Raw genomic sequence first — 21,650 nt, 5'->3', positions numbered from 1 at the left:
AGCCTTGGTTAAATCACGTATGGGACAGGGTAAAAATCAATACCCTGTTTTTCATTCACTCCGAGCGCCGCGTCACTTCCGAAGACGCGAAAGTTTCCGGAAGCGTTCGCGGGTCTTATTATCCATTGCTCTCAAAGATACATACCCGATCCCCATGCGCCGCCTCCTGCTTGCCGGTATCCTGCTGGCCCTTTCAACGCCCGTCACCGCCCAGACCGTCAATTGGGACCTGGCTGCCCGGTTCGCCCCCTACCGGATGAGCGACCTCGTCCACTCGACCAGCGTGAATCCGCGCTGGATAGAGGGCGGCGAGTCGTTCTGGTATGAGTGGGACGATGCTACCGGAACGCACTGGCGCCTGGTGGATCCGGTTCGCGGTACCAAGTCGGAACTCTTCGACCGCGATTGGATGGCGGCGGAAATCACCCGGATCGTACGGGACCCGTTCGAAGCCCGGCATCTCCCTATCCGGAATCTGAAATTCGTGGATGCAAACACCATCCGTTTCGAAGTGACGTCGTCGCAGAAGGAAGAGGTTCCGTCGGAGGAAGCAGAGCGCGGCAATACCCAGCAGGATTCCACGGTCACCGAGAAAAAGGAGATGCGCGACAAGGTCTTCTACTTCGAGTATGACCGTCGCGCACAGGTCCTCCGCGAATTGACCGATCCGGAAAAGCCGGACAACCACCCGTCGTGGGCCTCCGTGTCACCCGACGGCGCGTGGGTGCTGTTCGCGCGGCACGAGAATCTGTACAAGATGAGCGGCGAGGATTACGTCCGCATCCTCGATGCCCGACGCGGAAAGACCGGGGACAAGGCGGATGAAGCCGAAAAGAAGGTAGAAGTGGAAGAAATCCAGCTCACCCATGACGGCGAGGAGTTCTTCTCCTACGTGGCCAGCACGTGGCGGCTGGGGCAGCACCACGGCGACACGGCGCAGGAGGTGGAGAAGAAGAAGGATGACCGCAAGCGCGCGCCGATTGTATGGTCGCCTGGATCGGAGTATTTCACCGTCATGCGCATGGACGTCCGGAAGGTGGGCGACCTCTGGATCATCCATTCGGTCGGGAACGAGCGCCCTGAGCTTGAGACCTACAAGTACGGACTGCCGGGTGAGGAGAACGTGGCCCAGTATCACCTCGAAGTGGGCAGTGTGGTGGCCGACTCGGTCTGGGCGCTTCAGGACAGCCTGTGGGTCGATCAGGAAGTCTCCGTGTTCTCAGCGCCCCAGTTCCGCTATGCTGGCGACGAGCGTCCGTTCTCCGCGCAGTGGCTGACCAACGACCCGGGCTCGTTCCTCTTGTACCGGATGAGCCGGGACCACAAGCGCGTGGACCTGTTGCGCGCGGACGCGGCGTCCGGACAGGTTGACGTGGTCCTTGAGGAACGCTTCAATACCTACATCGACGTTCGAACCCCGGACCTGCTCTCCAATGGCGACTTCATCTGGTGGTCGGAACGCGACGGATGGGCCCATCTGTACCGCTACGCCGCCGACGGAACGCTGCGGAACCGGCTCACGAGGGGACCCTGGTCGGTCCGGGGTGTCCAGCGTGTGGACGAAGACCGGGGACATGTCTTCTTCCAGGCCAATGCGCGGGAGTCTGGCGAAGACCCGTACTACCAACATCTGTACCGCGTGGGGCTTGACGGATCGGACCTGCGCCTGTTGAATCCGGGTGATCGGGATCACCGCTCATCGGCCTCTGAATCAGGGCGTTATTTCGTCACCAATTTCTCCCGTGTGGACCAGGTCCCACGGTCCACCGTTCTGGACGCCAGCGGTCGCACGGTTGTCGACCTGGAGACCGCCGACTTCTCGAGCCTGTTCGCGGCCGGATTCCGCTTCCCGGAACCCTACACGGTGAAGGCCGCCGACGGCATTACCGACCTGTACGGCGTCATGTACAAGCCGTTTGATTTCGACTCCACGCGCACGTATCCCATTGTGGAATACGTGTACCCCGGCCCCCAGACGGAAGCCGTGGCCAAAATGTTCACGACCGCGCCCTACGAGACGGCCCTGGCGCAGTTCGGGATGATCGTGGTCACGGTGGGCAACCGGGGCGGGCATCCCGATCGCTCCAAGTGGTACCACACCTACGGCTATGGCAACCTCCGCGACTACGGGCTGGCCGACAAGAAGGCGGCCGCTGAACAACTGGCCGACCGGCACGACTGGATCGACCTGGACCGCGTGGGTATTTACGGCCACTCCGGTGGCGGTTTCATGTCGACGGCAGCCATGCTCGTCTATCCGGACTTCTTCAAGGTGGCGGTATCATCGTCGGGCAACCACGACAACACCATCTACAACCGGAACTGGTCGGAGCACCACCACGGCGTCGAGGAAGTGGTGAGCGATTCGGGTGATGTGAGCTTCAAGTACGATATCGATACGAATCAGGAATTGGCCAAGAACCTGAAAGGGCGTCTACTCCTGGTCACGAGCGACGAGGACAACAACGTGCACCCGGCCGCCACCATTCGCATGGCCGATGCGCTCATAAAGGCGAACAAGCGGTTCGACTTCTTCCTGTTCCCTGGCCAGCGCCACGGCTACGGCAACATGTCCGACTACTGGTTCTGGCTGCGGGCCGAGTATTTCGTCGAGCACCTCCTGGGCGAGACGAACTGGAACGCGGACATCATCCAGTTGAACCGGGAGGAGCCGCAGGGCCGTTGACGCGGCCCGCTAGAAGGCTGTTGAAAAAGTTGAGGACCCCTCGTTCGGAGCGCCATGACATCTGATTCAAGGCGTTCCGACGTTTGCGTAGCCATAGCTACTCATAGGAGGAACAACACCGAAGATGATGTCATGCCGCCCGAACCCTCTGGGAGCGAGGGGGTTACGGGCGGATACTTTGTCATGGCTCCTCCACGATACAATTGCATCGCGTCGTCGCCCTTCCCCGGGCCGATGTCGGCCCGCTGCGCCTCGTAAGACCCTCGCTCGAGGGGCCCTCCACTTCTTCAACAGCCTTCTAGGACGCGTGCCCGCTGTCGAACCGGGCCGATATGGCCGCCTCGGTCTTGCGGTACAGCCATACACACACCCAGACGGTCCCGCCAAGTACAACGATCAGGTCCAGCACGATCTGACCGGGGATGGGCAGCGTCGCAAGCACCAACCCACCGGCAATGAGGTACAGTCCGCCGCGGGTCATCTCTCGGCGCGCATAGGCCTGGGCAAAATCCCACCGTTCCTGGCTGGCCATGGAGGCTTTCGTCCGGTACCCGTACGTCAGATTGATTTTCCGGGCCGGAAACCGCGCGGAAATCCACGCGGCAACGAGAAAGATCAGGCCCTCAAGGACCAGTGTGAACGGAATAGGGTCGATGGGCATGGGTTTGCATCGTTCGAGCTTGGGCTTAGATTGTACGAATTGCCAACTTTTACTTCCAACCCCGCATCATGCCCCGCAATCCCATACTCGAATTTGAAGGAAAAGAACGCAAAGTGACCTGGGACGGCCGGCTTTGCATCCATGCCAGTGAATGTGTCCGGGCCAACAGTCCGCTGTTCGAGTACGGTCGCAAGCCCTGGGGGCAACCGGACCTGGTGGCCGTTGACGACGTGGACGAAATCGTGCGTCGCTGCCCGTCCGGTGCACTGGCGACCATGGACAAGAACGGCACGATCCAGGAATCCCCGGCCCCGGAGAATACCGTCACGGTCGCTCCGAACGGCCCGCTGTACGTGGAGGGTGAACTGGACGTGGCGGGGGCCCAACCCGATATGCCCGGTGTAGCCTATCGGGCCGCGCTGTGCCGGTGTGGCCAGTCGAAGAACAAGCCGTTCTGTGACAACAGTCACAAGGAAATCGCATTCGACGATCCCGGGGCCGTTGGTGAATGTGGCCCCGGTCTGGAATCCCTGGGTGGCCCGCTCAAGGTCACCCCGTCCCGGAACGGCCCGCTCCTGGTCCAGGGCAACCTGGCCATTCGCGCTGCCAGCGGCAAAATCCGATGGAAAGGCACCAAGACAGCCCTTTGTCGCTGCGGAAACTCAAAAAACAAGCCCTTCTGTGACGGTTCGCACCGTGACGCGGGCTTTGAAGCGGAGGATTTTTCCTGATGATGCGCTCTTTCAGCTTCTCTCCCGCCCGCCGACTGGGCGTTGCCCTGTTGACGGCCACCACGTTCTGGTTTGCTTCTGCCATACCGGCGCAGGCCCAGTCGCCTGAGGATGCGGTGAACCACGTTCTGGACCAGATCCACGAACAGGCCTCCCGCGCCGATTTCGATGCGTATTTCGCGCTGTACACGGATGATGCCGTCTTCCTGGGAACGGACGCCAGCGAGCGTTGGCCGATCGCCGATTTCAAGGAGTATACCCGGGCACGCTTCGCCACGGGGACCGGGTGGACGTATGAAATGAAGGAGCGGCACGTGGTCGTGAAAGGCGACGTCGCCTGGTTCGACGAACGGCTCTACAACGAAAACCTGGGCAATACGCGGGGTTCGGGCGTCCTGCTGCTCACGGAATCCGGATGGAAGGTCGCGCAGTACAACCTGACCATGTTGATTCCGAACGAAGTGGCCCGCGAAGTGGCCAAGATGCATGACTGAGCCCGTCACCGTAGCTGCGTTTTACAAATTCCATTCCATTGACGACCCGGATGCGGTCCGCGAACACCTGCAGACCGTCTTGGAGTCCGCGAAGGTCCGGGGAACCATTCTGGTCGCACACGAGGGATTGAACGGCACGATTGCGGGCCCGAAGGCAGGCGTGGACCACGTGCTCGCTGCGGTGCGGGCCGTCGACGGATTTGCCGATCTCGTCCACAAGGAGTCCGTTTCCGACGACATGCCGTTCCTGCGCCCCAAGGTGCGCCTCAAGAAAGAAATCGTCACATTGGGCGTGGAGGGCGTGGACCCGAACCTGATCGTGGGCACGTATGTGCCGCCGTCCGAGTGGAACGAACTGATATCCGACCCGGATGTGCTTCTGGTCGATACGCGCAACGACTACGAAGTCACCGTGGGCACGTTCGAAGGTGCGGTCAACCCCCGCACCAAGTCCTTCCGGGAGTTTCCGGCGTTCGTCGAGAAGGAGCTGGCGGGGCGCAAGGACCGGCCGGTGGCCATGTTCTGCACGGGAGGCATCCGCTGTGAGAAGGCGACGTCCTATCTGCGGGCTCAGGGATTCGAAAAGGTGTACCACCTGCAGGGGGGTATCCTGAAATACCTGGAAGAGGTTCCGGCAGAACGTACGCGGTGGAACGGCGAGTGCTTCGTGTTTGACGGTCGTGTGACCGTGAATCATGATCTCGAGCCCGGCCGGTTCGACATGTGCCACGCCTGTCGCATGCCCATTACGGAAGAAGACCGTTCACTCGAATCGTTCGAGGAAGGTGTAAGTTGCCGCCATTGCTCGCACGAACGGAGCGAGTCCGACCGCGAACGGCTCCGGGAGCGTCAGAGACAAATCCAATTGGCCGAAGAACGCGGCGAGGCACACATCGGACACGAGGCCCGCGTCCTCATGGAGCGGAAACAGGCAGCACCATGATGTGGGCCCGGAACGAACCGGGCGTCATCAACCACGGTCCACCGGGTGTCATGGGTTCGAGCGGCAGGCCGGTCGATTCGGGCGTGGCATAGGGCACGTATACCACGTACCGGAGCTCCGACCCCACGACCTCACCCGCCGTCTCGTCGTAGTAGGCTTCGTCCCCGTACCGGATGTACTGGGTCGCCGAGCCCTCGAACCAGGCCAGCGTACCGGCCTCGATTTCCGCTTCCCGGGCGTTCACCGTTTCCATCCCGGCCATGCCGTCCGCACGCAACACCCGTCCGCGGACCAGATACGGATTCAAGGCACCCTGCCAGCAGGAGGCCTCGAACCCTTCCCGCGCAGGATCGTCGCCGACACAATAGAACTCGGAAGTGCCTTCGCGAATGACGCGATACGTGCCGTCATCGTTGTAACCATAGATGGTGGCCACGTCATGGAAGGAGGCAGGAGCTGCAGACAAGGCCTCGGCAATGAGGCGGGCGTCAGGGGCCTGTGCGCACGCCGACGTGGACATGGCAAGGACAAGGAGGAGCGCGAATGAAGACCGGAGTGTCATGGCAGGAAGGGTTTGTGTTTCCGTATGGTACAACCCGGCGCGAATTCCGGCGTATATTTTTTACAAAGCTTCGTCTCCACGCGTCCCCCTGCACCACATGATCTGGGTCCTTATTCCTCTTGCTGCCATCCTGGTCGGCGCTTTTTCCGAATGGCTCAAGTTCAGGGAAAAACAGCTGCAACTGGGCGATTCCACCTCCAGTCTGGAACACGAATTCAAAACGCTCTCGGAAGAAAACGAGCGGCTCGTGGAGCGCATCCGCAACCTCGAGGCCATCGTCACGAGCCAGTCGTGGGATGCGCTTCCGAAAATAGACCCCCAGGTCGCGCTCGACGATCCCGACGTGTACGAACCTGAATCCAATGAAGAGCGGGCCCGCAAGCTCGCATCTCGCGTACGCACATGATTGAACACGTATTGGAGTCCGAACAGTGGATTGACCGGCCGCTGGATGAGGTATTTGCCTTTTTCGCCGACGCATCGAACCTGGAGCGGATTACGCCGAACGAACTCAAATTCAGCATCCTTTCGCCCCAACCCATCGACATGAAAGTCGGCGCGCTGATCGATTACCGGTTGCGTCTGGCCGGCATTCCGTTCAATTGGCGGACCGAAATCACAGCCTGGAATCCTCCTCATTCGTTCGAGGATACCCAGTTGAAGGGCCCGTACGCGCAGTGGATCCATACCCATTCGTTCCGCGAGGAAGAGGGGCGGACGCTCATTACCGACCGGGTGCGCTGGAAGCTGCCGCTTTCACCCCTGGGCGACCTCGTCTATCCCGCCGTCAGCTGGCAACTGGGGCGAATTTTTGCACACCGACGGCGCGTGATTGCGGGCGTTTTCCGGGATCAGGACGCGTCGGCAGGCCAGCCACCTGCTCCAACTCCTGGATGAAGACCTCGGAAGCAGAAGCGACCCATGCCCTGAACGCCGTCTGATCGGATGGCGTGATGTGCTCCAGGCGTTCCAGGTCGAATGAGGGGCAGGCAATGGCTGCACCCATGTCCGCCGCATCGCGGGCGTTGCACTGTTGTTCGATGTGGGTCGGAACCATGAGGAGCGGCTTCCCGAGGTACATGGCCTCGGCGGTGGTCTCGAATCCGGCCGTGGTGGCCACACCCGAACACGTCGCCATCATCTGCAGGAACCGGTCCGCATCCAGATGATGCAGCGTCAGGTTGGGCCGGATGGGGTCATCCTTGGCTTTCTCGGGATGCTCCAGGAAGCAATGGACCCGGAACCGCGGCCAATCGTCACACCACTCGCGGATTTCCGGCAGGAGTTCGGGGCGCCACAGGTACACCAGCAGATAGTCCGGCTCCACGCGCCGGGGGGTCAATGCGAACAACTCCTTGCGGAGCAGCGGCGGGACCACACGCAGGTTGTGCCCGGGCAGGTCCTCGCCCGGATACAGGCTGAGTGCCAGGAGTCGCGTGGCGGTGGCCGACGTGAGCCGCGTGAACGTGAGCATGGACCGACGCTGGAACCACGTTCCCTCGGCGAACGGATACCGCGGGTGGTGGAACATGTATTGATGCGCAATGGCCACGATGGGCACTCGGACGTGCCGTGCCAGACCCAGTAGGGGCTCGTAGAAATTCACGACGACATCCGGATGCCATGCGGCAATCCGCTCTTCCAGATGCGCCACGCTCCTCCGGTACGTCCAGAGCCGACGCAGGGCGAACGTAGTCGTTTTCCACACGTCGAGGGAGCGGGAATCCCGGTCCAGCTTGATGACCGGACTGGCGTGTGCTTCCACCGGGCAGGCAAGGGCATCGGACAGGAAGCGCGGTGGCGTCCGCCCGTCCGCATTGCCGACCAGCGCTGCGACCACCTCATGCCCGGCATCCCGGAGCCATTCCGCAAGCGCGATGGCCTGCGTCATATGGCCCCGTCCCTCTCCCTGTATACAGAACAATACGCGCATGATGGGGCGGGTCAAGGGGTGGGGATGGGTTTGGCCACGTTCGCCGGAAGGCCGTCGCCTTCGTAGAACATCTCGATCTGGTTCGGGTCGCGCTCGATTGAACGGGATGTCCCGGTGGTGGGTTCGGCCATGTGCCGGACGATCTCCAGGCGGCCATCCAGGTGCTCAACCAGCGCCGTGCAACTCTCCACCCAGTCGCCGCAATTCATGTACGACACGCCGTCGATGTCCCGCATTTCGGCGTGGTGGATGTGCCCGCAGACCACGCCGTCCACGCCGTGTGTGCGGGCTTTTTCGGCTACCAGTTCTTCGAATTGGTCAATGTACTGCAGGGCTTTTTTTGTGCGATGCTTCAGGTAGGCGGACAGGGACCAATACGGCTTGTCGAGCATCGTGCGGATGCGATTCAGTACCTCATTCAATCCGAGTGCGATGCCGTACGCCACCGCACCCACGCGTTGCAACCAGGGCGCGAACCGGATGATGCCATCGAACTCGTCGCCATGCAGGACCAGAAGCCGCCTGCCGTCCATGAGGGTGTGGACGGCGGAGGGCTCCACGCGGATGTTGCCCAGTTGGAGGTCCAGGAATTCCCGGGCGAACGCATCGTGGTTGCCGGGAATGTAGGTGATGGGCGTGCCTTTGCGGCTGTATCGGAGGATTTTCTGGACCACATCGTTGTGCTCCTGTGGCCAGAACCAGCTGCGGGTCAGCGCCCAGCCGTCGAAGATGTCCCCGACCAGATACAGGTGTTCACACTCCCAGGTACGGATGAAGTCCAGGACGTCGGCCGCCCGGGCGTACCGGCTGCCCAGATGCAGGTCGGAAATCCAGATGGTTCGTACGCGCACGTTCGCTCGCTTGTTGGTGCGACCGTAACTTGGTGCGCGCGTTGGACCTCATCATTACCATCCCGTTAACGCATCATGATCAACGTCGGAATCCTCGGCCCGGGCGGCATTGCGGACGACCAGCATGCCCCGGCCGTCCGTGCCCACGACCGGGCGCGCCTCTGGAGTGTGCTCAGCCGCGACGCGGGGCGGGCGGCCGCCTTCGCGAAGCGACATGGACTGGCTGCGGAGCAGCCCGTCCATACGGACCTGGGCGCGATGCTGGCGGATCCCGACCTGCATGCGGTCATTATCGCCACGCCCGACCGCCTGCATCGCGCCCAGGCCGTGGCGGCCGCCCGCGCCGGCAAACACATCCTGCTGGAGAAGCCCATGGCCACGAGCCTGGAGGAGTGCCGGGCGATTGCGGATGCCTGCCGGGAAAACGACGTCATGCTGGCCATGGCGTATCACATGCGGTGGCATACCGGTCACCGGGCGCTCCAGTGGCACGTCCAGGACGGGGCACTGGGGACCCTGCGGCACATGCGCATCCAGTGGACCTTCGCCGCCGCCGACGGTTCGAACTGGCGGGGCGCACCGGAGACCGGACGGTGGTGGAGCCTGGCGGCCAACGGCACCCACTGTATTGACCAGATCCGGTGGTTCATGGCCCCGACCTGCGGCGACATCACGTCCATCCGGTCCGTGTACAGCCACGCCAAATTCGGGAGCGCGCATGACGAGACCACGGTGGCCATCCTTCAGTTCGCCTCCGGCGCGACCGCCGAACTCTGCGTATCGGTCCAGTTCGCGTCCCTTTCCCGCGTGGAACTCTACGGCGATGCCGGATGGGCCACCTGCGAAGACACCATGGGCCGGCACGGCGGAGGCCGCATCGTAACCCACACGGGTCCGTTTGACCACGACACCCGTCGCCCGTTCGACGGATTGTTCAACGACTTCGTGGAAGCCATCGAGGGCAAACATCCGCCGGAAGTCGGAACCACGGAAGGCCATGCCAACGTGGGAATCATGCTGGACATCGCCGCCGCATCCGGAACCGACTCCTACATCTGACTTCCTTCTCGGCACCAACGGCGCGTGCCCCCTCGGAACATCCCGCCCCTTACCCCGGTTTAGCCTTGACTAAAACGGACGCGCCTCACGTCCGTTGCAGCCTCCTTTTCATCCAGTGCCCTTTTCATCCAGTCCTCGCTTCTCCCATGAAACCAACGCTGTTTTCTACGACGCCATGGTCCCGGACGTACTTCCGCGGACTGTTGACGCTGCTCCTGGCCCTCCCGGCCTTCCTCGCCACACCCCAGGCCACGGCACAGGTTGCGCCGCCAACCACCCCCCTCATTACGGATCGTCCGGATTTCACCGAAAGCCCGGTCTCCGTCCCGGCCGGCATGCTTCAACTGGAGGGCGGCCTCTCGTACGCCACCACCTCCGCGTTCAATACCCTTGCCGCCGGCGAACTCCTGGTCCGCTACGGCCTGATGGACCGGTTGGAACTCCGCCTGGGTGTCCCGTCCTTCCTGTCCATGGATGATCCCGGGGATACCAACGGCTTTTCGGATGCGTCCGTCGGCGTGAAATACCAACTGGGCCCCACCCTGTCCGGATGGGACATTGCCGTCATCGGCGCCCTTTCGCTGCCCACAGGCGATGCCGCGTTCACATCGGACCGCCTGGATCCATCTGCCCTCGTAACCGCCGGCCGCGCCGTGAACGAGCGGGTATCCATGAGCGGACAAATCCGCGGCGCCATTGTCGGCCGGGGCAATGACAGCATCCTGGAGTCGTCCCTGTCCACGGGGTTCGGCCTCACTGCCGGCTTGAACGGCTTCGTGGAAGCCCTGGCCCGCTTCCAGGACGGGATCGATACGGGTCTGCAGCTCAACCTCGGCGTGACCAGCCTCATCCGTCCCGCCTTCCAACTGGATGTATACACGGGTTTCGGGCTGACCGATACGATGCCGGACTTCCTGATCGGTGCCGGATTTGCCATCAGACGCTAGGATCGAGGGCGGGTAGCATACCTGACAGAGGCCGTGATTTTTGCCCTTCTTTCCGGCGGGAAACACAGTAATTTGAAGGATTGAATCCGGCTTGCCGATCCATCCAATCTTTTCCCGTGCGTCCATGCGCCTGACCGATACGATCCGCCCTGTTTGTCGACTCTGTTCTTATGTACTGATTGCCGTGACCGGACTTTCCGCTGGAGCAGCCGTCCTCACCCCGCTGCCCATTCTGGCGCAGAGCGTCCCAACAACCGTGCCCACCTGGGAACGCGTGCGCTTCGCGCCCGTAGCGGACGGCCGGTTCGACGACATCAAGTTCGTGAATCCGGAAAAGGGATGGATGGTCAACACCCGGGGTGAAATCTGGCATACCCCGGACGCTGGATTTTCCTGGATGCTGCAGCTCAAGGAGACGTCCGTAGCGTTCCGGTCCACGGCCTTCATTGACGAACGCGTGGGATGGGCGGGCTCCGTCTTCACCCCGGGAAGTGTCCTTTGGGAAACCCGGGACGGCGGCGAACACTGGACCAACATCTCCCACCGGATTGAAGGGCAGCTTCCGGACGGAATCTGTGGCATGGTAGCCGTTTCAGCCGATGTCGCGTACGGTGTAGGTGCATTCCACGGTGCGCCCACGGTCGTGAAAACCGTGAACGGAGGGATCACGTGGACCGGACGATCGGTGGCCGACGTCGCATCCACCTTGGTTGACCTCCATTTCTTCGACGAGAACACGGGGATTGCCACCGGTGGCACCGGTTCGAGCCTCGACGGCGACGCCGTGGTCATCCGGACCGAGGATGGCGGCCAGACCTGGACCCGCGTCTACCGGAGTACGCGCGGGCCGTCCGTCTCCGGTGAATGGGGATGGAAGATTTCATTCCCTACCCCTGAAGTCGGCTATATCTCCGTAGAAACCATCAACAACCCGTCCCAGCTGGACGCCAAAGTCCTCAAAACCGTGGACGGAGGCCGCACCTGGGCCCCGTTGAATGTCACGGGCAGTGTCAGCAGTGCCGGATTACAGGGCATCGGATTCATCACGCCGGACATCGGCTGGGCCAGCGGACGTGGTGTCACATCCCTGACCACGGACGGCGGTGCCACATGGCAGCAACTCCAGCACTATAACCAGACCACGGACACCGGACAATTGGACGGCGCCATCAACCGGTTCCATATGGTCAACGAGTCGCTCGCCTACGCGATCGGCCAGCGCACCTACCGGATTTCCGGCTATGGCTCCGTGGGAACGGACATCCAACTCGGCGAAGCCGTGCCCGATCGCTTCACGTTGGGCACCAGCTACCCGAATCCGTTCACGGATCAGGTGAACCTGCCCTACACCCTGGATGAACCCGCCCAGGTCCGATTCTCCGTCATCGATGTGACTGGACGACTGGCGTACGAAGGCGCCATGCAAATGCAACCCGCCGGATCCTACACGTTCACGTGGAATGGCAAGGACAAGACCGGGCAGGACGTAGCCAGCGGAACGTACTTTGTCCTCGTCGACATTGGCAGCTCCCCCGAAATGAAACAGGTGGTTTTTGTTCGGTAACACCGCGTTCTCCGTCTACTTCCAGCTGGGCCTTGAGCACATCCTGGACCTGGCGGGTTACGACCATATCCTGTTCGTGGTCGCCCTGGCCGCCATGTACGGGCTGAAGGAATGGCGCCAGCTGCTCATCCTGGTGACCGCCTTCACCCTCGGGCACTCGCTGACGCTCGCCCTCGCCACACTGGGCCTGGTAACGGTCGACTCGGACCTCGTCGAATTCCTGATCCCCCTGACCATCCTGGCGACGGCCCTCTACAACATCGGCGAGGGCATCCTTTCAGCCGGGAACCCAAACCACCCCGACCCGGCCCACCCGTTCCACCACCGGACGTGGCGCATCAAGTACCTGCTCGCCGCCTTCTTCGGACTCATCCACGGTCTGGGATTCTCCAACTTCCTCCGTGCAGTCCTCGGCGGAGAGCAGAGTCTCTTCCTGCCGCTCCTGTCCTTCAACGTGGGTCTGGAAATCGGCCAGATCGTCATCCTGGGCGTCGTAATCGTCGCTGGAAGCCTCATTACGCGCCTGTCTCCGCTCACCAGCCGGACCTGGGGACTTTTTGTTTCCGGCTGCGTTGCCCTTGCTACCCTGACCATGATTTTCTGAGCGGCGTCCTCCCATTCTGCCCAACGAGCCTGACGCCCGTCATGAAATCATTATTTGCCCTTTTCGTCGCTGTACTGATCGCCCTTCCCGTATCCGGCCAGAACTGGCGGAACATTGAAGGGGATATTGCCAGCGGCAACCACTCCTCCTTCCGCCCCATCGATTCGTGGCCGGATCCCAACCAGTACCGCGCTGCATCCGGTGCGCCCGGCCAGGCCTACTGGCAGCAGCGGGCCGATTACGTCATCGAGGCCCGTCTCGACACGGACGAGCACCGGCTCCACGGATCCGAGCGGATTACCTACCACAACAATTCCCCGGATGCGCTCACCTTCCTGTGGGTGCAGCTCGATCAGAACGTACGCTCCCTCGAGAACAGCCGCACCTACAAGATGGAGGCGGCCCTGCCCGAGAACATCAGTCCCGCGTTCCGGCAATTCGTTGGCGTAGAACAGTTTGACGGGGGATACGACATCACCCGCGTCCAACTGGTGAATGCCTCCGGACAGCTGGTCAATGCCGAATACCGCATCCGGGACACCATCATGCGCATCAACCTGGACCGGGCCCTGAACCCGGGCGAACAGGTCGCTTTCGACATCGATTGGTCATTCCGCATCCCCGACAATGCCCGTGGAGCCAAGGAGCGGGTGGAGGATGGATGGCTGTACCTCATCGCCCAATGGTTTCCCCGCATGGCCGTCTACGATGACGTGAACGGCTGGCAGACCGAGCAATTCTTCGGCCGGGGCGAGTTCTACCTGAACTTCGGCTCCTACGACGTCAAGCTCACCGTGCCGTGGGATCACATCGTGGATGCCACCGGCGAGCTGCAGAATCCGGAACAGGTGCTCACGCGCGAGCAAATCCGTCGATTGGACCGCGCCTACCAGTCCGAAGAACCCCTGTTCATCGTAGGGCCGGATGAGGTCCTCACGCCGGGCTCGCGTCCGGTGAACCGCGGCATGCTGACCTGGCACTTCAAGGCAGACGACGTCCGGGATTTCGCGTTCGCATCGTCCCGCGCATTCGTGTGGGATGCGGCCGGCTATCAGTATCCGGGTGAGGAGCGCATCATCAAAGTGCACTCCTTGTATCCCCGCAACGCCATGCCGCTGTGGGACAAGGTCTCCACACGCGCATCCATCGTGACCCTGGAGTCCTATGGGGAGATGTCGCTCGCGTATCCGTATCCGAAGAGTGTGAACGTGAACGGTCCGGTCGGCGGCATGGAATATCCGATGGTGGCGTTCTGCGGTGCGCGTCCGGCGCCCGATGGATCCTATACCGACGGCGTTGAGCGGGCCCTGATCGGGGTCACCATCCACGAAGTCGGCCACAACTGGGTGCCCATGATCATCGCATCGGATGAGCGGAAATGGACCTGGATGGACGAGGGGCTGAACACATTCCTGCAGTACTACGCCGAACAGCGGTATGCCGAGAAGTTCAACGGCACGGACATCTGGACGCAGACGACCGACGGAACGTATCCGTCGCGGCGCGGCCCGGCCCCGCTGATTGTCGACTACATGAAGAATCCGGCGCAGGTCCCCATCATGACCGAATCGGATCTCATCCAGAATAATTTCGGAAACAATGGATACGCGAAGCCGGCCGCCGGTCTCCTCATGCTGCGTGAGCACATCCTGGGGCCGGACGTGTTTGACGATGCGTTCCGGGAGTACTCCGCACGCTGGGCATTCAAGCATCCGCAACCGGCTGACTTTTTCCGGTCCATGGAAGAGGCGGCGGGCGAGAACCTGAATTGGTTCTGGCGCGGGTGGTTCTACACGACGTGGGCGAATGACCAGAAGTTGGCCGCGGTCACGGAGCAGCCTGCCGATTCACTCATCGGCACGTCCGAGCGTGGTGCCCATTATTACCGGATTGAGGTCCAGAATGAAGGCCAGTTGATGATGCCGGTGCACCTCAAAGTCACGTACGACGATGGTACCGACGATTTCATGGCCCTTCCGGCCGATGTCTGGCGCGCCAACGAGTTGACGTTCACGAAAGGGTTCTTCTCCGACCGCAAGGTCTTGAAAGTAGAACTCGATCCAAACGCCGCGTTCGCCGACATCGACATGGACGACAACACCTGGACGGCGCCGGACGTAGAGTCACAGAAGTCTGAGAACTGATATCATGTTGTCCGTTCAATTGTGGATGCTGCCCGCGTGGCTGCTGGTGCTCGGGCTCCAGCACGATTTCCATGTATCGTACGGGCGGATGGCGGTGGAGAACGAAGTGGCTGTCCTGCAACTCCGGTTCTTCCAGGATGACCTGGAAAAGGCCCTCACGGGGCATGGAGCACCGCCGGCATTCCGCCTGGCCTCCACGCCCGCGGCCGACTCCACGGCACTTGCGTACATCAGCCGGCGGTTACGTACCGTAACCGCCGGCGATACGCTCCAGGCCGTCGTCACGGCATCCGGAGAAGACCTGTCCGGTCAGGAGCCCATGTGGTGGTATCTCCTGGAGTACCGGGCCCGGGCTCCCATCCGGGAATTGACCCTTGTCAATGAATTGCTGCTCGACACGTTCGACGACCAGAAGAACATCGTACAGCTGCAGCACTTCCCGTCGGAGAAGACCTGGTCGTTCTATTTCTCGGAGGATGCACGCGCGTTCACGGTGGAAATGGAATAGTGCCTGGCGCGCATTCCGTCGGCGTCCCGTACCTTGCGGTCCAGTCTACCCCCAATACGGAACGCCATGGGAAACCCCGTCATCCACATCGAACTGGCCGGCAAGGACGGCCCCGAACTGGAACACTTCTACCGGTCGCTCTTCGACTGGGACATTGAACATCGTGGTGCAGGCGCAACCCAGTACGGGTTCGTACAGGACGGCTCGGCCGGCCCCACCGGTGTAGGCATCCGCCACGAACCCGAGGGCGTACCGGAAGTCGTGGCCTACGTGCAAGTGGACGACCTCGAGGAAGTGCTGGAGCATGCCATGTCCCTGGGCGGCACCGTCCGCATTCCGGCCATGAACACCGGCACCATGCGATTCGCCATGATCATGGACCCCGAGGGCAACCCCATGGGGCTCATCGAGAAACCAAAGGACGACGAAGAGTCATGAAGCCGCGCGACGGGCTCCGGTCCCGGTTTCCGGCGGGGTCTTTGGCCATCTCCGCCCTGGAACTCTGTTTCTTCCTCGGTTTCTGCTGGGCCGCCGCTGGGCCGTCGGCCGCTGCGGCCCAACCTGCCCAGGCCTACGTTGATGCTGAGCCGAATCCGTTCCGCCCCCACCTGCTGGCCGAACGCCAGGCGCGTGTGCTCGACGCCTTCCCGCGCGGGATCGTCATCCTCAAGGCCAATGAGCGCCTGAAGGAAATGGAGCAACCGTCCTGGATCCAGGATCCGGATTTCCTCTATCTCACCGGTCTCGCTGAACTCCCTTCCGCCATCCTGGTCCTGGATGGCCCTGCCCGTCGGGCAGTGCTCTTCGCACCTCCGGCACCACATTCCTTCGGACTGCCGCTCGAGGATCGCGACGTCCGCACCGATTCTTCCATCACCTCCCGGACCGGTATTCCCAGCATCCTCGACTGGTCCCACTTCGGCCCGTACGTCGAGGGGCGGCTTCGGGACGGTGTGGATACCCTCTATACGTCGGCGCCTCGCCGCCCCGACGACCCGGGCGCCCCTGCGGACATGCGCGCGGTCGCTGGTCGTCACGCCGTCTGGGCGAACGCCCTCGAACAGCGCTTCCCGGAAGCGGTCGTGGCATCGGCCCGGCCCGCGCTATTGCGGCTCCGCTGGATCAAGTCGCCCGACGAAGTCGCCCAGTTGCGCCTGAACGCGGCCATGAGCGCGCATGCCCTCCTCGAGGGCATGCGCGCTGTCCGGCCGGACGTGCGGCAACGTGTGCTCGAAGGCACGGTCGTCGCGGCCTGCCTGGAAGCTGGAGCCACGGCCCCGTCCTTCTGGCCGTGGATGATGGCGGGCGCAAATGCACACATCCACCGCTTGGTAACATCGTTCCTGTCCTACTCCGGGCTGGACCGCCGCGTCCAGGAAGGAGAGTTGCTGCGGGCCGACATCGGCTGTCAGGCCGGGCAATACGGTGGTGACGTCGGCCGGACGGTGCCGGTTTCAGGGCAGTTCTCCCCCGAACAAGCCGTCGTCTGGGACCTGTTGGTCGAGGCCTACCGGGCGGGCATCGCGGTCATGGGCCCCGGTGTGCCGTTGGACAGCGTCCGTGCGACCAGTCGGGCGTATCTGTTGGCGGCGGCTGACGCCTCGCATGGCACCGCCCTCGCGCGTGCCATGGCCCACCTCACGTCAGGGGTCGACTGGCATGTCCACGGCATCGGCATCGAGTCGGCCGAAACCCCGCTTCCCGTGCTGGAAGCGGGCACCGTCATCGCTTACGAGCCCATGTTCATCCACGGCCCCGACGCCTATTACCTGGAGGACATGATCCTGATTACGCCCGACGGTGCCGAGATCCTGACGTCGGATTTACCGACGACCGCGGCCGAAATCGGGCGTATCAACCGGCCCTGACTCCCCGTCCGGCACACCGACGGGACCCAACTCGATGCGGTCCTCATCGAACACGGCGTGGGGACGCAATTCCGCTTTCCGGATGGCCCCGGGATACCGCCGGTGGATGGTCCGGATGGCTCCGTCCACGACCGGACGCTGGTCGAACAGATCCTCCTGATGCACGGCCGGCATGCGCAGCGCCTCCAGATGCAGCGTCATCCGGTCCAGTTCCAGGTGCCGTGACACCATCTGCTCGACCAGTGTCCAGGCCAGGCCCATGAAGGCCCTGGCGGAATGACACGGGGCCTGCAGCATGCGCCCGCGCTCCAGCACCCCTGCGACTCCGGTGGGCTCCATCTCCAGCCGTACGTACTGACTTCGCCGATCGCCGAGCTCCGCCACTGCCCTGGCCACCAGTTTCTCCAGGACGGCCCGGAGCAGGCGTTCGGCCGCCGGAGCCGGACAGGTCCAGACATGCTCGGCCGTTACCGACGGCGGCGGCACCCACGGGGGAATGCGGGCATCGGCTCCCGGGTGGATCATGGCGTGGATGTACTCGCCATCCGGCCCGAACTGCGCCGCCATCTGCCGGGCCGTCAGCCGGCGCAGGGTCCCGAGCGTCCGGTACCCGAACAATTCCATCTGCTCCATCATGTCGGGGGGTGTTCCCAGGTCCGCCAGTCGCCGCACCTCGAACCGGTCCAGGAACGCCTGCTCCCGGCCATGCTCCACGTGGACCACATGCCCCACCGCCGAGCGGATGGCCGCAAACTGGGCAATCGTCCGCTGGCGGGCGGCCCCCACCTGCACCCTCCACCGCGCGGCCCACGGCCCGAGCACCTCCTTCTCCACATCGGTTGCAAACACGAACGGCGGCTGGACGGCATGGATGAACGGCGTCACCCCGTGCAGCGCCCGCAGCAGGGCTTCCCAGCCTGCCCGCTCCACATGCACGTCGCGCACCCGCACCACGGCATCGGGGCACATCCGCGCGACCCGGTCCGCCGAATCCCCGTGCATGATCTGCCGAAGCGCCTGTACGCGTTGCCGCGCAATCACCACGCCGCCCGAAACGACCACGACCGGCCGCCCGGCGCCACCCGCAAGGCTGCCACCCCCAACGCCACCATCCACCGAAAGCGCCCTTTCCATGGCCCATGCGGCGAATTCCGGAATATATATGCAATACACATGCTTCACACACATGAGGATACCTTGAGCGTATCATATATAAAACATGTGTGGACAATTTCCGTACGACGACCTCCTGTATACGCCCTACATTTCACCCCATACGCCGAACGAAACGCATCCCAAAGCCACAAACCGCACAGCCCGCATCCCTCCCGCATCATGCAGAAAACCATCACCGTTCTCGGAGCCGGTCTCGTCGGCAGCGCCATCATCCAGGACCTGGCCGCGGACGGCAACCTGCTGGTCCATGCCGTGGACCGCTCCGAAACCGCGCTCCGCAAACTCGATCGCCTGGCCGGCGTGCGCACCACACCGGCTGACATCACCGCCCCCGGGGCGCTGGAACAGGCCGTCGAAAGCAGCGACCTCGTCGTGAACGCCGTCCCGGGATTCATGGGATACGATACACTCGACCGACTGATTGGCCTCGGCAAGCCCATCGTGGACATTTCCTTCTTCCCCGAGGATGCGTTCGCGCTGGACGACAAGGCCCGAGCGGCCGGTGTCACGGCCATCGTGGACTGCGGCGTCGCGCCCGGTCTGTGCAACATGCAGGCGGGCCACGCGGAGCAGTCGTTCGAGTCCATGGAACGCTACCTGTGCTACGTCGGCGGGTTGCCCGTGGAGCGGCGCTGGCCGTACGAGTACAAAGCCGTGTTTTCCCCCATCGATGTCATTGAGGAATACACCCGTCCGGCGCGCTACGTGCAGCATGGGAGTGTCGTGGTACGGGAGGCCCTGACCGACATCGAGCTGGTGGATTTGCCGGGCGTGGGAACGCTCGAAGCGTTCAACACCGACGGCTTGCGCTCCCTCATGCGTACCATGCGGGCACCCGACATGAAGGAGAAAACCCTGCGTCACCCGGGGCACGCCTCGCTCATGCGGGTATTCCGGGATTCAGGCTTCCTTTCCACCGAGCCCCTGGACGTGGACGGCGTAACCGTGCGGCCCATCGACCTGACCACGAAACTCCTGTTCGACTCCTGGAAACTGCAGCCGGGCGAGCAGGACTATACCGTCATGCGCGTCGAAGTCGACGGCATCCGGGACGGGGCCTGTCTCCGCCGCACGTACGACCTGCTGGACCGGTACGACGCTGAATCCGGCGTCCATTCCATGGCCCGCACCACCGGATACACGTGCACAGCCGCCGTCCACCTGGTCCTTCAGGGCGCCTATGACGAGCCCGGCATAAGCCCTCCCGAATTCATCGGACGGACTGCGGACTGCTACAATCGGGTGACCGCCTACCTGCAGGACCGCGGCATCATCATCCGCGAAACGGAATCGGTCCGCCCCTGACTTTTCCACAACGGCCGGCTGACCGGTTAGCCGAGCCGCCCCATCGTGTCTGATCCCTGGAATCCCGTTGTTTCCGCCCTATGACACAACAGTGTCACAGGGGTATGCGAACTTGCATGCAGTAACCAACACGCCACCCGAATCATGACACAGAATCACCTCAATCTGCTCACCGGCGAAGCCTTCCACGTCGACATTTCCGGCAACCACCCCGTTCTCGTTTCCCGCGAGCGGGGCATCCGCGTGGACCTCGCGCGCCTGTCCCCGACCGAGCTCCTGCGCCTGAAGGACATGGCGCACAACCAGTACGTCAAGGCCATGCTCTTCAGCGACGAGGATGCCGACGTCCACCGCGCCACCCTGAACTACGTGAGTCGCCACCTGGAACGCATGGGCAACCCGGCCAATCTCATCCGTCCGAACCGGGCACGTCGCCGTCCGGCTCCGACCCGGGCCCAGGCGGCCTGAACGACATCGTCAACTGCTCAGGGACCGGGCCCTCTCCGATCTGCCGCAAGTTGGACAGCGTAATGCCCAGGAGTCGCACCGGCTTGGCGGGCGGCTCCGGGCCGTGCCGGAGCAGGAGATCGGCCATTTCCAGGATTTCGCCCGGCTCCCGAACGCACCCGTCCGTGGTGGTCTGGCGGGTGGTCTGCTCGAAGTCGTGGTATTTGATCTTCAGCGTGACCGTGTGCCCCACGATTCCTGCGTTCGACGCGCGCTCGGCCACCGTTCCGGCAATATCGGCCAGCCGGTCCCTCATGGCCTCCACATCGTCCAGATCGTGATCGAACGTGCGCTCGGCACCCAGGGATTTCCGGGTCCTGGACGGTCGCACCGGCCGGTCGTCCAGGCAGCGCGCCATCCGGAAATAGTAGCGTCCGGCCTTGCCGAAGCGTGCGACGAGGTCGTCTTCCGATATTTCCTGAAGATGCGCTCCCGTCCTCCAGCCCAGATCGTGCATCCGCGCTGCGGTCACCGGTCCGACCCCGAAGAACTTCTCGACCGGCAACGCCGCCACGAACGCCATGGCCTTCTCGGGGGTGATGATGGTCAGCCCGTCCGGCTTCCGATGCGCCGAGCCGGCTTTCGCCAGGAATTTGTTGAACGATACGCCAGCCGAGGCCGTCAACCCGGTTTCCTCCCGTATGGCCGCCCGGATGGCCCGGGCAATCAACGTGGCGGATGGCGGCCCAATCAGGGGATGCGTCACATCCAGATACGCCTCGTCGAGGGAAAGGGGCTCCAGAATGGAGGTATAGCGACGGAAAATGGCCCGGATCTGGCGGGACACCTCCTTATAGACGTCGAACCGGGCCCGTACGAACACCAGCCCGGGGCACCGCCGAGCCGCCGTCACGGAGGGCATGGCTGAATGCACACCGTACGCACGAGCCTCATAGCTGGCCGCCGCCACCACGCCGCGGGCCGATGACCCGCCAACGGCCACGGGCTTGCCGCGGAGCTCCGGGAAATCCCGCTGCTCCACCGACGCATAGAACGCATCCATGTCCACATGGATGATTTTCCGTGCGGCACGCGGGATGTCGGAATTCATTTGCATAGGTCCAGGCTCTTCACTAAATCTGCATGATCAGCAGGCATCCCACCCCA

General features: G+C 62.9%; 22 protein-coding genes. 16 read left to right on the top strand and 6 right to left on the bottom strand.

Annotated features, from left to right (window positions below; all coding sequences use genetic code 11):
* The first annotated feature begins 154 nt into the window (after positions 1–154).
* A complete protein-coding gene (locus RIE53_08545; GenBank protein MEQ9104732.1) occupies positions 155–2,686 on the top strand; it encodes a DPP IV N-terminal domain-containing protein in 2,532 nt (843 codons plus the stop codon).
* A gap of 298 nt (positions 2,687–2,984) precedes the next feature.
* Here RIE53_08545 and RIE53_08540 read toward each other — a convergent pair whose 3' ends face one another.
* On the bottom strand, positions 2,985–3,347 hold the full coding sequence (locus RIE53_08540; GenBank protein MEQ9104731.1) for an SdpI family protein: 363 nt from the start codon (positions 3,345–3,347) through the stop codon (positions 2,985–2,987).
* A gap of 68 nt (positions 3,348–3,415) precedes the next feature.
* On the opposite strand from RIE53_08540, the gene RIE53_08535 reads away from it, so the two are divergent.
* Genes RIE53_08535 through RIE53_08525 form a run of 3 tightly spaced genes read left to right on the top strand, consistent with a single transcriptional unit; the run spans position 3,416 to position 5,515 of the window.
* Entirely contained in the window at positions 3,416–4,078 is a 663-nt protein-coding gene (locus tag RIE53_08535) for a CDGSH iron-sulfur domain-containing protein (GenBank protein MEQ9104730.1), read from the top strand.
* Positions 4,078–4,572: a nuclear transport factor 2 family protein gene (locus tag RIE53_08530; GenBank protein ID MEQ9104729.1), complete on the top strand. Its 495-nt coding sequence runs from the start codon at positions 4,078–4,080 to the stop codon at positions 4,570–4,572. Before RIE53_08535 ends, RIE53_08530 begins: the two co-directional genes overlap by 1 nt.
* Positions 4,565–5,515 carry a rhodanese-related sulfurtransferase gene (locus tag RIE53_08525; GenBank protein MEQ9104728.1) on the top strand — a complete coding sequence of 317 codons (951 nt, stop codon included), beginning with the start codon at positions 4,565–4,567 and terminating at the stop codon, positions 5,513–5,515. The genes RIE53_08530 and RIE53_08525 overlap by 8 nt, the downstream gene beginning before the upstream one ends.
* Here RIE53_08525 and RIE53_08520 read toward each other — a convergent pair.
* On the bottom strand, positions 5,487–6,077 hold the full coding sequence (locus tag RIE53_08520; protein ID MEQ9104727.1) for a hypothetical protein: 591 nt from the start codon (positions 6,075–6,077) through the stop codon (positions 5,487–5,489). The genes RIE53_08525 and RIE53_08520 overlap by 29 nt on opposite strands.
* A gap of 97 nt (positions 6,078–6,174) precedes the next feature.
* Here RIE53_08520 and RIE53_08515 point away from each other — a divergent pair, with 97 nt between their 5' ends.
* Entirely contained in the window at positions 6,175–6,483 is a 309-nt protein-coding gene (locus RIE53_08515) for a hypothetical protein (protein ID MEQ9104726.1), read from the top strand.
* Entirely contained in the window at positions 6,480–6,974 is a 495-nt protein-coding gene (locus RIE53_08510; protein MEQ9104725.1) for an SRPBCC family protein, read from the top strand. Before RIE53_08515 ends, RIE53_08510 begins: the two co-directional genes overlap by 4 nt.
* On the opposite strand, the gene RIE53_08505 is transcribed toward RIE53_08510, so the two are convergent.
* Complete coding sequence (locus RIE53_08505) at positions 6,865–8,010, bottom strand: glycosyltransferase family protein (protein MEQ9104724.1); 1,146 nt, start codon at positions 8,008–8,010, stop codon at positions 6,865–6,867. The two genes, RIE53_08510 and RIE53_08505, sit on opposite strands and share 110 nt — an antisense overlap.
* 11 nt (positions 8,011–8,021) lie before the next feature.
* Positions 8,022–8,861: a UDP-2,3-diacylglucosamine diphosphatase gene (locus RIE53_08500; protein ID MEQ9104723.1), complete on the bottom strand. Its 840-nt coding sequence runs from the start codon at positions 8,859–8,861 to the stop codon at positions 8,022–8,024.
* A 75-nt stretch (positions 8,862–8,936) separates the two neighbouring features.
* On the opposite strand from RIE53_08500, the gene RIE53_08495 reads away from it, so the two are divergent.
* From RIE53_08495 to RIE53_08460, 8 genes are all read left to right on the top strand, one after another.
* Entirely contained in the window at positions 8,937–9,920 is a 984-nt protein-coding gene (locus RIE53_08495; protein ID MEQ9104722.1) for a Gfo/Idh/MocA family oxidoreductase, read from the top strand.
* 146 nt (positions 9,921–10,066) lie between these two features.
* Entirely contained in the window at positions 10,067–10,867 is an 801-nt protein-coding gene (locus RIE53_08490; protein MEQ9104721.1) for a transporter, read from the top strand.
* A gap of 184 nt (positions 10,868–11,051) precedes the next feature.
* Entirely contained in the window at positions 11,052–12,431 is a 1,380-nt protein-coding gene (locus RIE53_08485) for a YCF48-related protein (protein MEQ9104720.1), read from the top strand.
* Positions 12,421–13,035, top strand: a complete 615-nt coding sequence (locus RIE53_08480; protein ID MEQ9104719.1) for a HupE/UreJ family protein — start codon at positions 12,421–12,423, stop codon at positions 13,033–13,035. The genes RIE53_08485 and RIE53_08480 overlap by 11 nt, the downstream gene beginning before the upstream one ends.
* Before the next feature lie 41 nt (positions 13,036–13,076).
* Positions 13,077–15,179 carry a M1 family metallopeptidase gene (locus tag RIE53_08475; GenBank protein MEQ9104718.1) on the top strand — a complete coding sequence of 701 codons (2,103 nt, stop codon included), beginning with the start codon at positions 13,077–13,079 and terminating at the stop codon, positions 15,177–15,179.
* A 4-nt stretch (positions 15,180–15,183) separates the two neighbouring features.
* Positions 15,184–15,687, top strand: coding sequence for a hypothetical protein (locus RIE53_08470; GenBank protein ID MEQ9104717.1), 504 nt, complete (start codon positions 15,184–15,186; stop codon positions 15,685–15,687).
* Between the two features lie 66 nt (positions 15,688–15,753).
* Positions 15,754–16,125: a VOC family protein gene (locus RIE53_08465; protein ID MEQ9104716.1), complete on the top strand. Its 372-nt coding sequence runs from the start codon at positions 15,754–15,756 to the stop codon at positions 16,123–16,125.
* Positions 16,122–17,555 carry an aminopeptidase P N-terminal domain-containing protein gene (locus tag RIE53_08460; protein MEQ9104715.1) on the top strand — a complete coding sequence of 478 codons (1,434 nt, stop codon included), beginning with the start codon at positions 16,122–16,124 and terminating at the stop codon, positions 17,553–17,555. The genes RIE53_08465 and RIE53_08460 overlap by 4 nt, the downstream gene beginning before the upstream one ends.
* Here the strand turns inward: RIE53_08460 and RIE53_08455 are convergent.
* Entirely contained in the window at positions 17,511–18,689 is a 1,179-nt protein-coding gene (locus RIE53_08455; protein MEQ9104714.1) for a hypothetical protein, read from the bottom strand. The two genes, RIE53_08460 and RIE53_08455, sit on opposite strands and share 45 nt — an antisense overlap.
* A 201-nt stretch (positions 18,690–18,890) precedes the next feature.
* On the opposite strand from RIE53_08455, the gene RIE53_08450 reads away from it, so the two are divergent.
* Positions 18,891–20,036 carry a saccharopine dehydrogenase C-terminal domain-containing protein gene (locus tag RIE53_08450; GenBank protein MEQ9104713.1) on the top strand — a complete coding sequence of 382 codons (1,146 nt, stop codon included), beginning with the start codon at positions 18,891–18,893 and terminating at the stop codon, positions 20,034–20,036.
* A gap of 144 nt (positions 20,037–20,180) precedes the next feature.
* Positions 20,181–20,504 carry a hypothetical protein gene (locus RIE53_08445; protein MEQ9104712.1) on the top strand — a complete coding sequence of 108 codons (324 nt, stop codon included), beginning with the start codon at positions 20,181–20,183 and terminating at the stop codon, positions 20,502–20,504.
* On the opposite strand, the gene dinB is transcribed toward RIE53_08445, so the two are convergent.
* The gene (gene dinB / locus RIE53_08440) at positions 20,446–21,594 is read right to left on the bottom strand and encodes a DNA polymerase IV (protein ID MEQ9104711.1); all 1,149 of its coding nucleotides are present in this window, start codon (positions 21,592–21,594) and stop codon (positions 20,446–20,448) included. The genes RIE53_08445 and dinB overlap by 59 nt on opposite strands.
* Positions 21,595–21,650: the final 56 nt, after the last annotated feature.

The organism is Rhodothermales bacterium (assembly GCA_040221055.1).
Lineage (GTDB): Bacteria > Bacteroidota > Rhodothermia > Rhodothermales > UBA10348 > 1-14-0-65-60-17.
The sequence above is the reverse complement of the archived record's forward strand: the minus strand, read 5'-3'. Positions and strand labels throughout refer to the sequence as shown.

Excerpts from the sequence above, each read along its gene's own strand:
- RIE53_08490 (MEQ9104721.1), top strand. The coding sequence starts at position 10,067 with ATGAAACCAACGCTGTTTTCTACGACGCCATGGTCCCGGACGTACTTC.
- RIE53_08470 (MEQ9104717.1), top strand. The coding sequence starts at position 15,184 with ATGTTGTCCGTTCAATTGTGGATGCTGCCCGCGTGGCTGCTGGTGCTC.
- RIE53_08520 (MEQ9104727.1), bottom strand. The coding sequence starts at position 6,077 with ATGACACTCCGGTCTTCATTCGCGCTCCTCCTTGTCCTTGCCATGTCC.
- RIE53_08460 (MEQ9104715.1), top strand. The coding sequence starts at position 16,122 with ATGAAGCCGCGCGACGGGCTCCGGTCCCGGTTTCCGGCGGGGTCTTTG.
- RIE53_08545 (MEQ9104732.1), top strand. The coding sequence starts at position 155 with ATGCGCCGCCTCCTGCTTGCCGGTATCCTGCTGGCCCTTTCAACGCCC.
- RIE53_08515 (MEQ9104726.1), top strand. The coding sequence starts at position 6,175 with ATGATCTGGGTCCTTATTCCTCTTGCTGCCATCCTGGTCGGCGCTTTT.
- RIE53_08525 (MEQ9104728.1), top strand. The coding sequence starts at position 4,565 with ATGACTGAGCCCGTCACCGTAGCTGCGTTTTACAAATTCCATTCCATT.
- RIE53_08445 (MEQ9104712.1), top strand. The coding sequence starts at position 20,181 with ATGACACAGAATCACCTCAATCTGCTCACCGGCGAAGCCTTCCACGTC.
- RIE53_08530 (MEQ9104729.1), top strand. The coding sequence starts at position 4,078 with ATGATGCGCTCTTTCAGCTTCTCTCCCGCCCGCCGACTGGGCGTTGCC.
- RIE53_08535 (MEQ9104730.1), top strand. The coding sequence starts at position 3,416 with ATGCCCCGCAATCCCATACTCGAATTTGAAGGAAAAGAACGCAAAGTG.
- RIE53_08505 (MEQ9104724.1), bottom strand. The coding sequence starts at position 8,010 with ATGCGCGTATTGTTCTGTATACAGGGAGAGGGACGGGGCCATATGACG.
- RIE53_08510 (MEQ9104725.1), top strand. The coding sequence starts at position 6,480 with ATGATTGAACACGTATTGGAGTCCGAACAGTGGATTGACCGGCCGCTG.
- RIE53_08495 (MEQ9104722.1), top strand. The coding sequence starts at position 8,937 with ATGATCAACGTCGGAATCCTCGGCCCGGGCGGCATTGCGGACGACCAG.
- RIE53_08450 (MEQ9104713.1), top strand. The coding sequence starts at position 18,891 with ATGCAGAAAACCATCACCGTTCTCGGAGCCGGTCTCGTCGGCAGCGCC.
- RIE53_08540 (MEQ9104731.1), bottom strand. The coding sequence starts at position 3,347 with ATGCCCATCGACCCTATTCCGTTCACACTGGTCCTTGAGGGCCTGATC.
- dinB (MEQ9104711.1), bottom strand. The coding sequence starts at position 21,594 with ATGAATTCCGACATCCCGCGTGCCGCACGGAAAATCATCCATGTGGAC.
- RIE53_08455 (MEQ9104714.1), bottom strand. The coding sequence starts at position 18,689 with ATGGAAAGGGCGCTTTCGGTGGATGGTGGCGTTGGGGGTGGCAGCCTT.
- RIE53_08475 (MEQ9104718.1), top strand. The coding sequence starts at position 13,077 with ATGAAATCATTATTTGCCCTTTTCGTCGCTGTACTGATCGCCCTTCCC.
- RIE53_08465 (MEQ9104716.1), top strand. The coding sequence starts at position 15,754 with ATGGGAAACCCCGTCATCCACATCGAACTGGCCGGCAAGGACGGCCCC.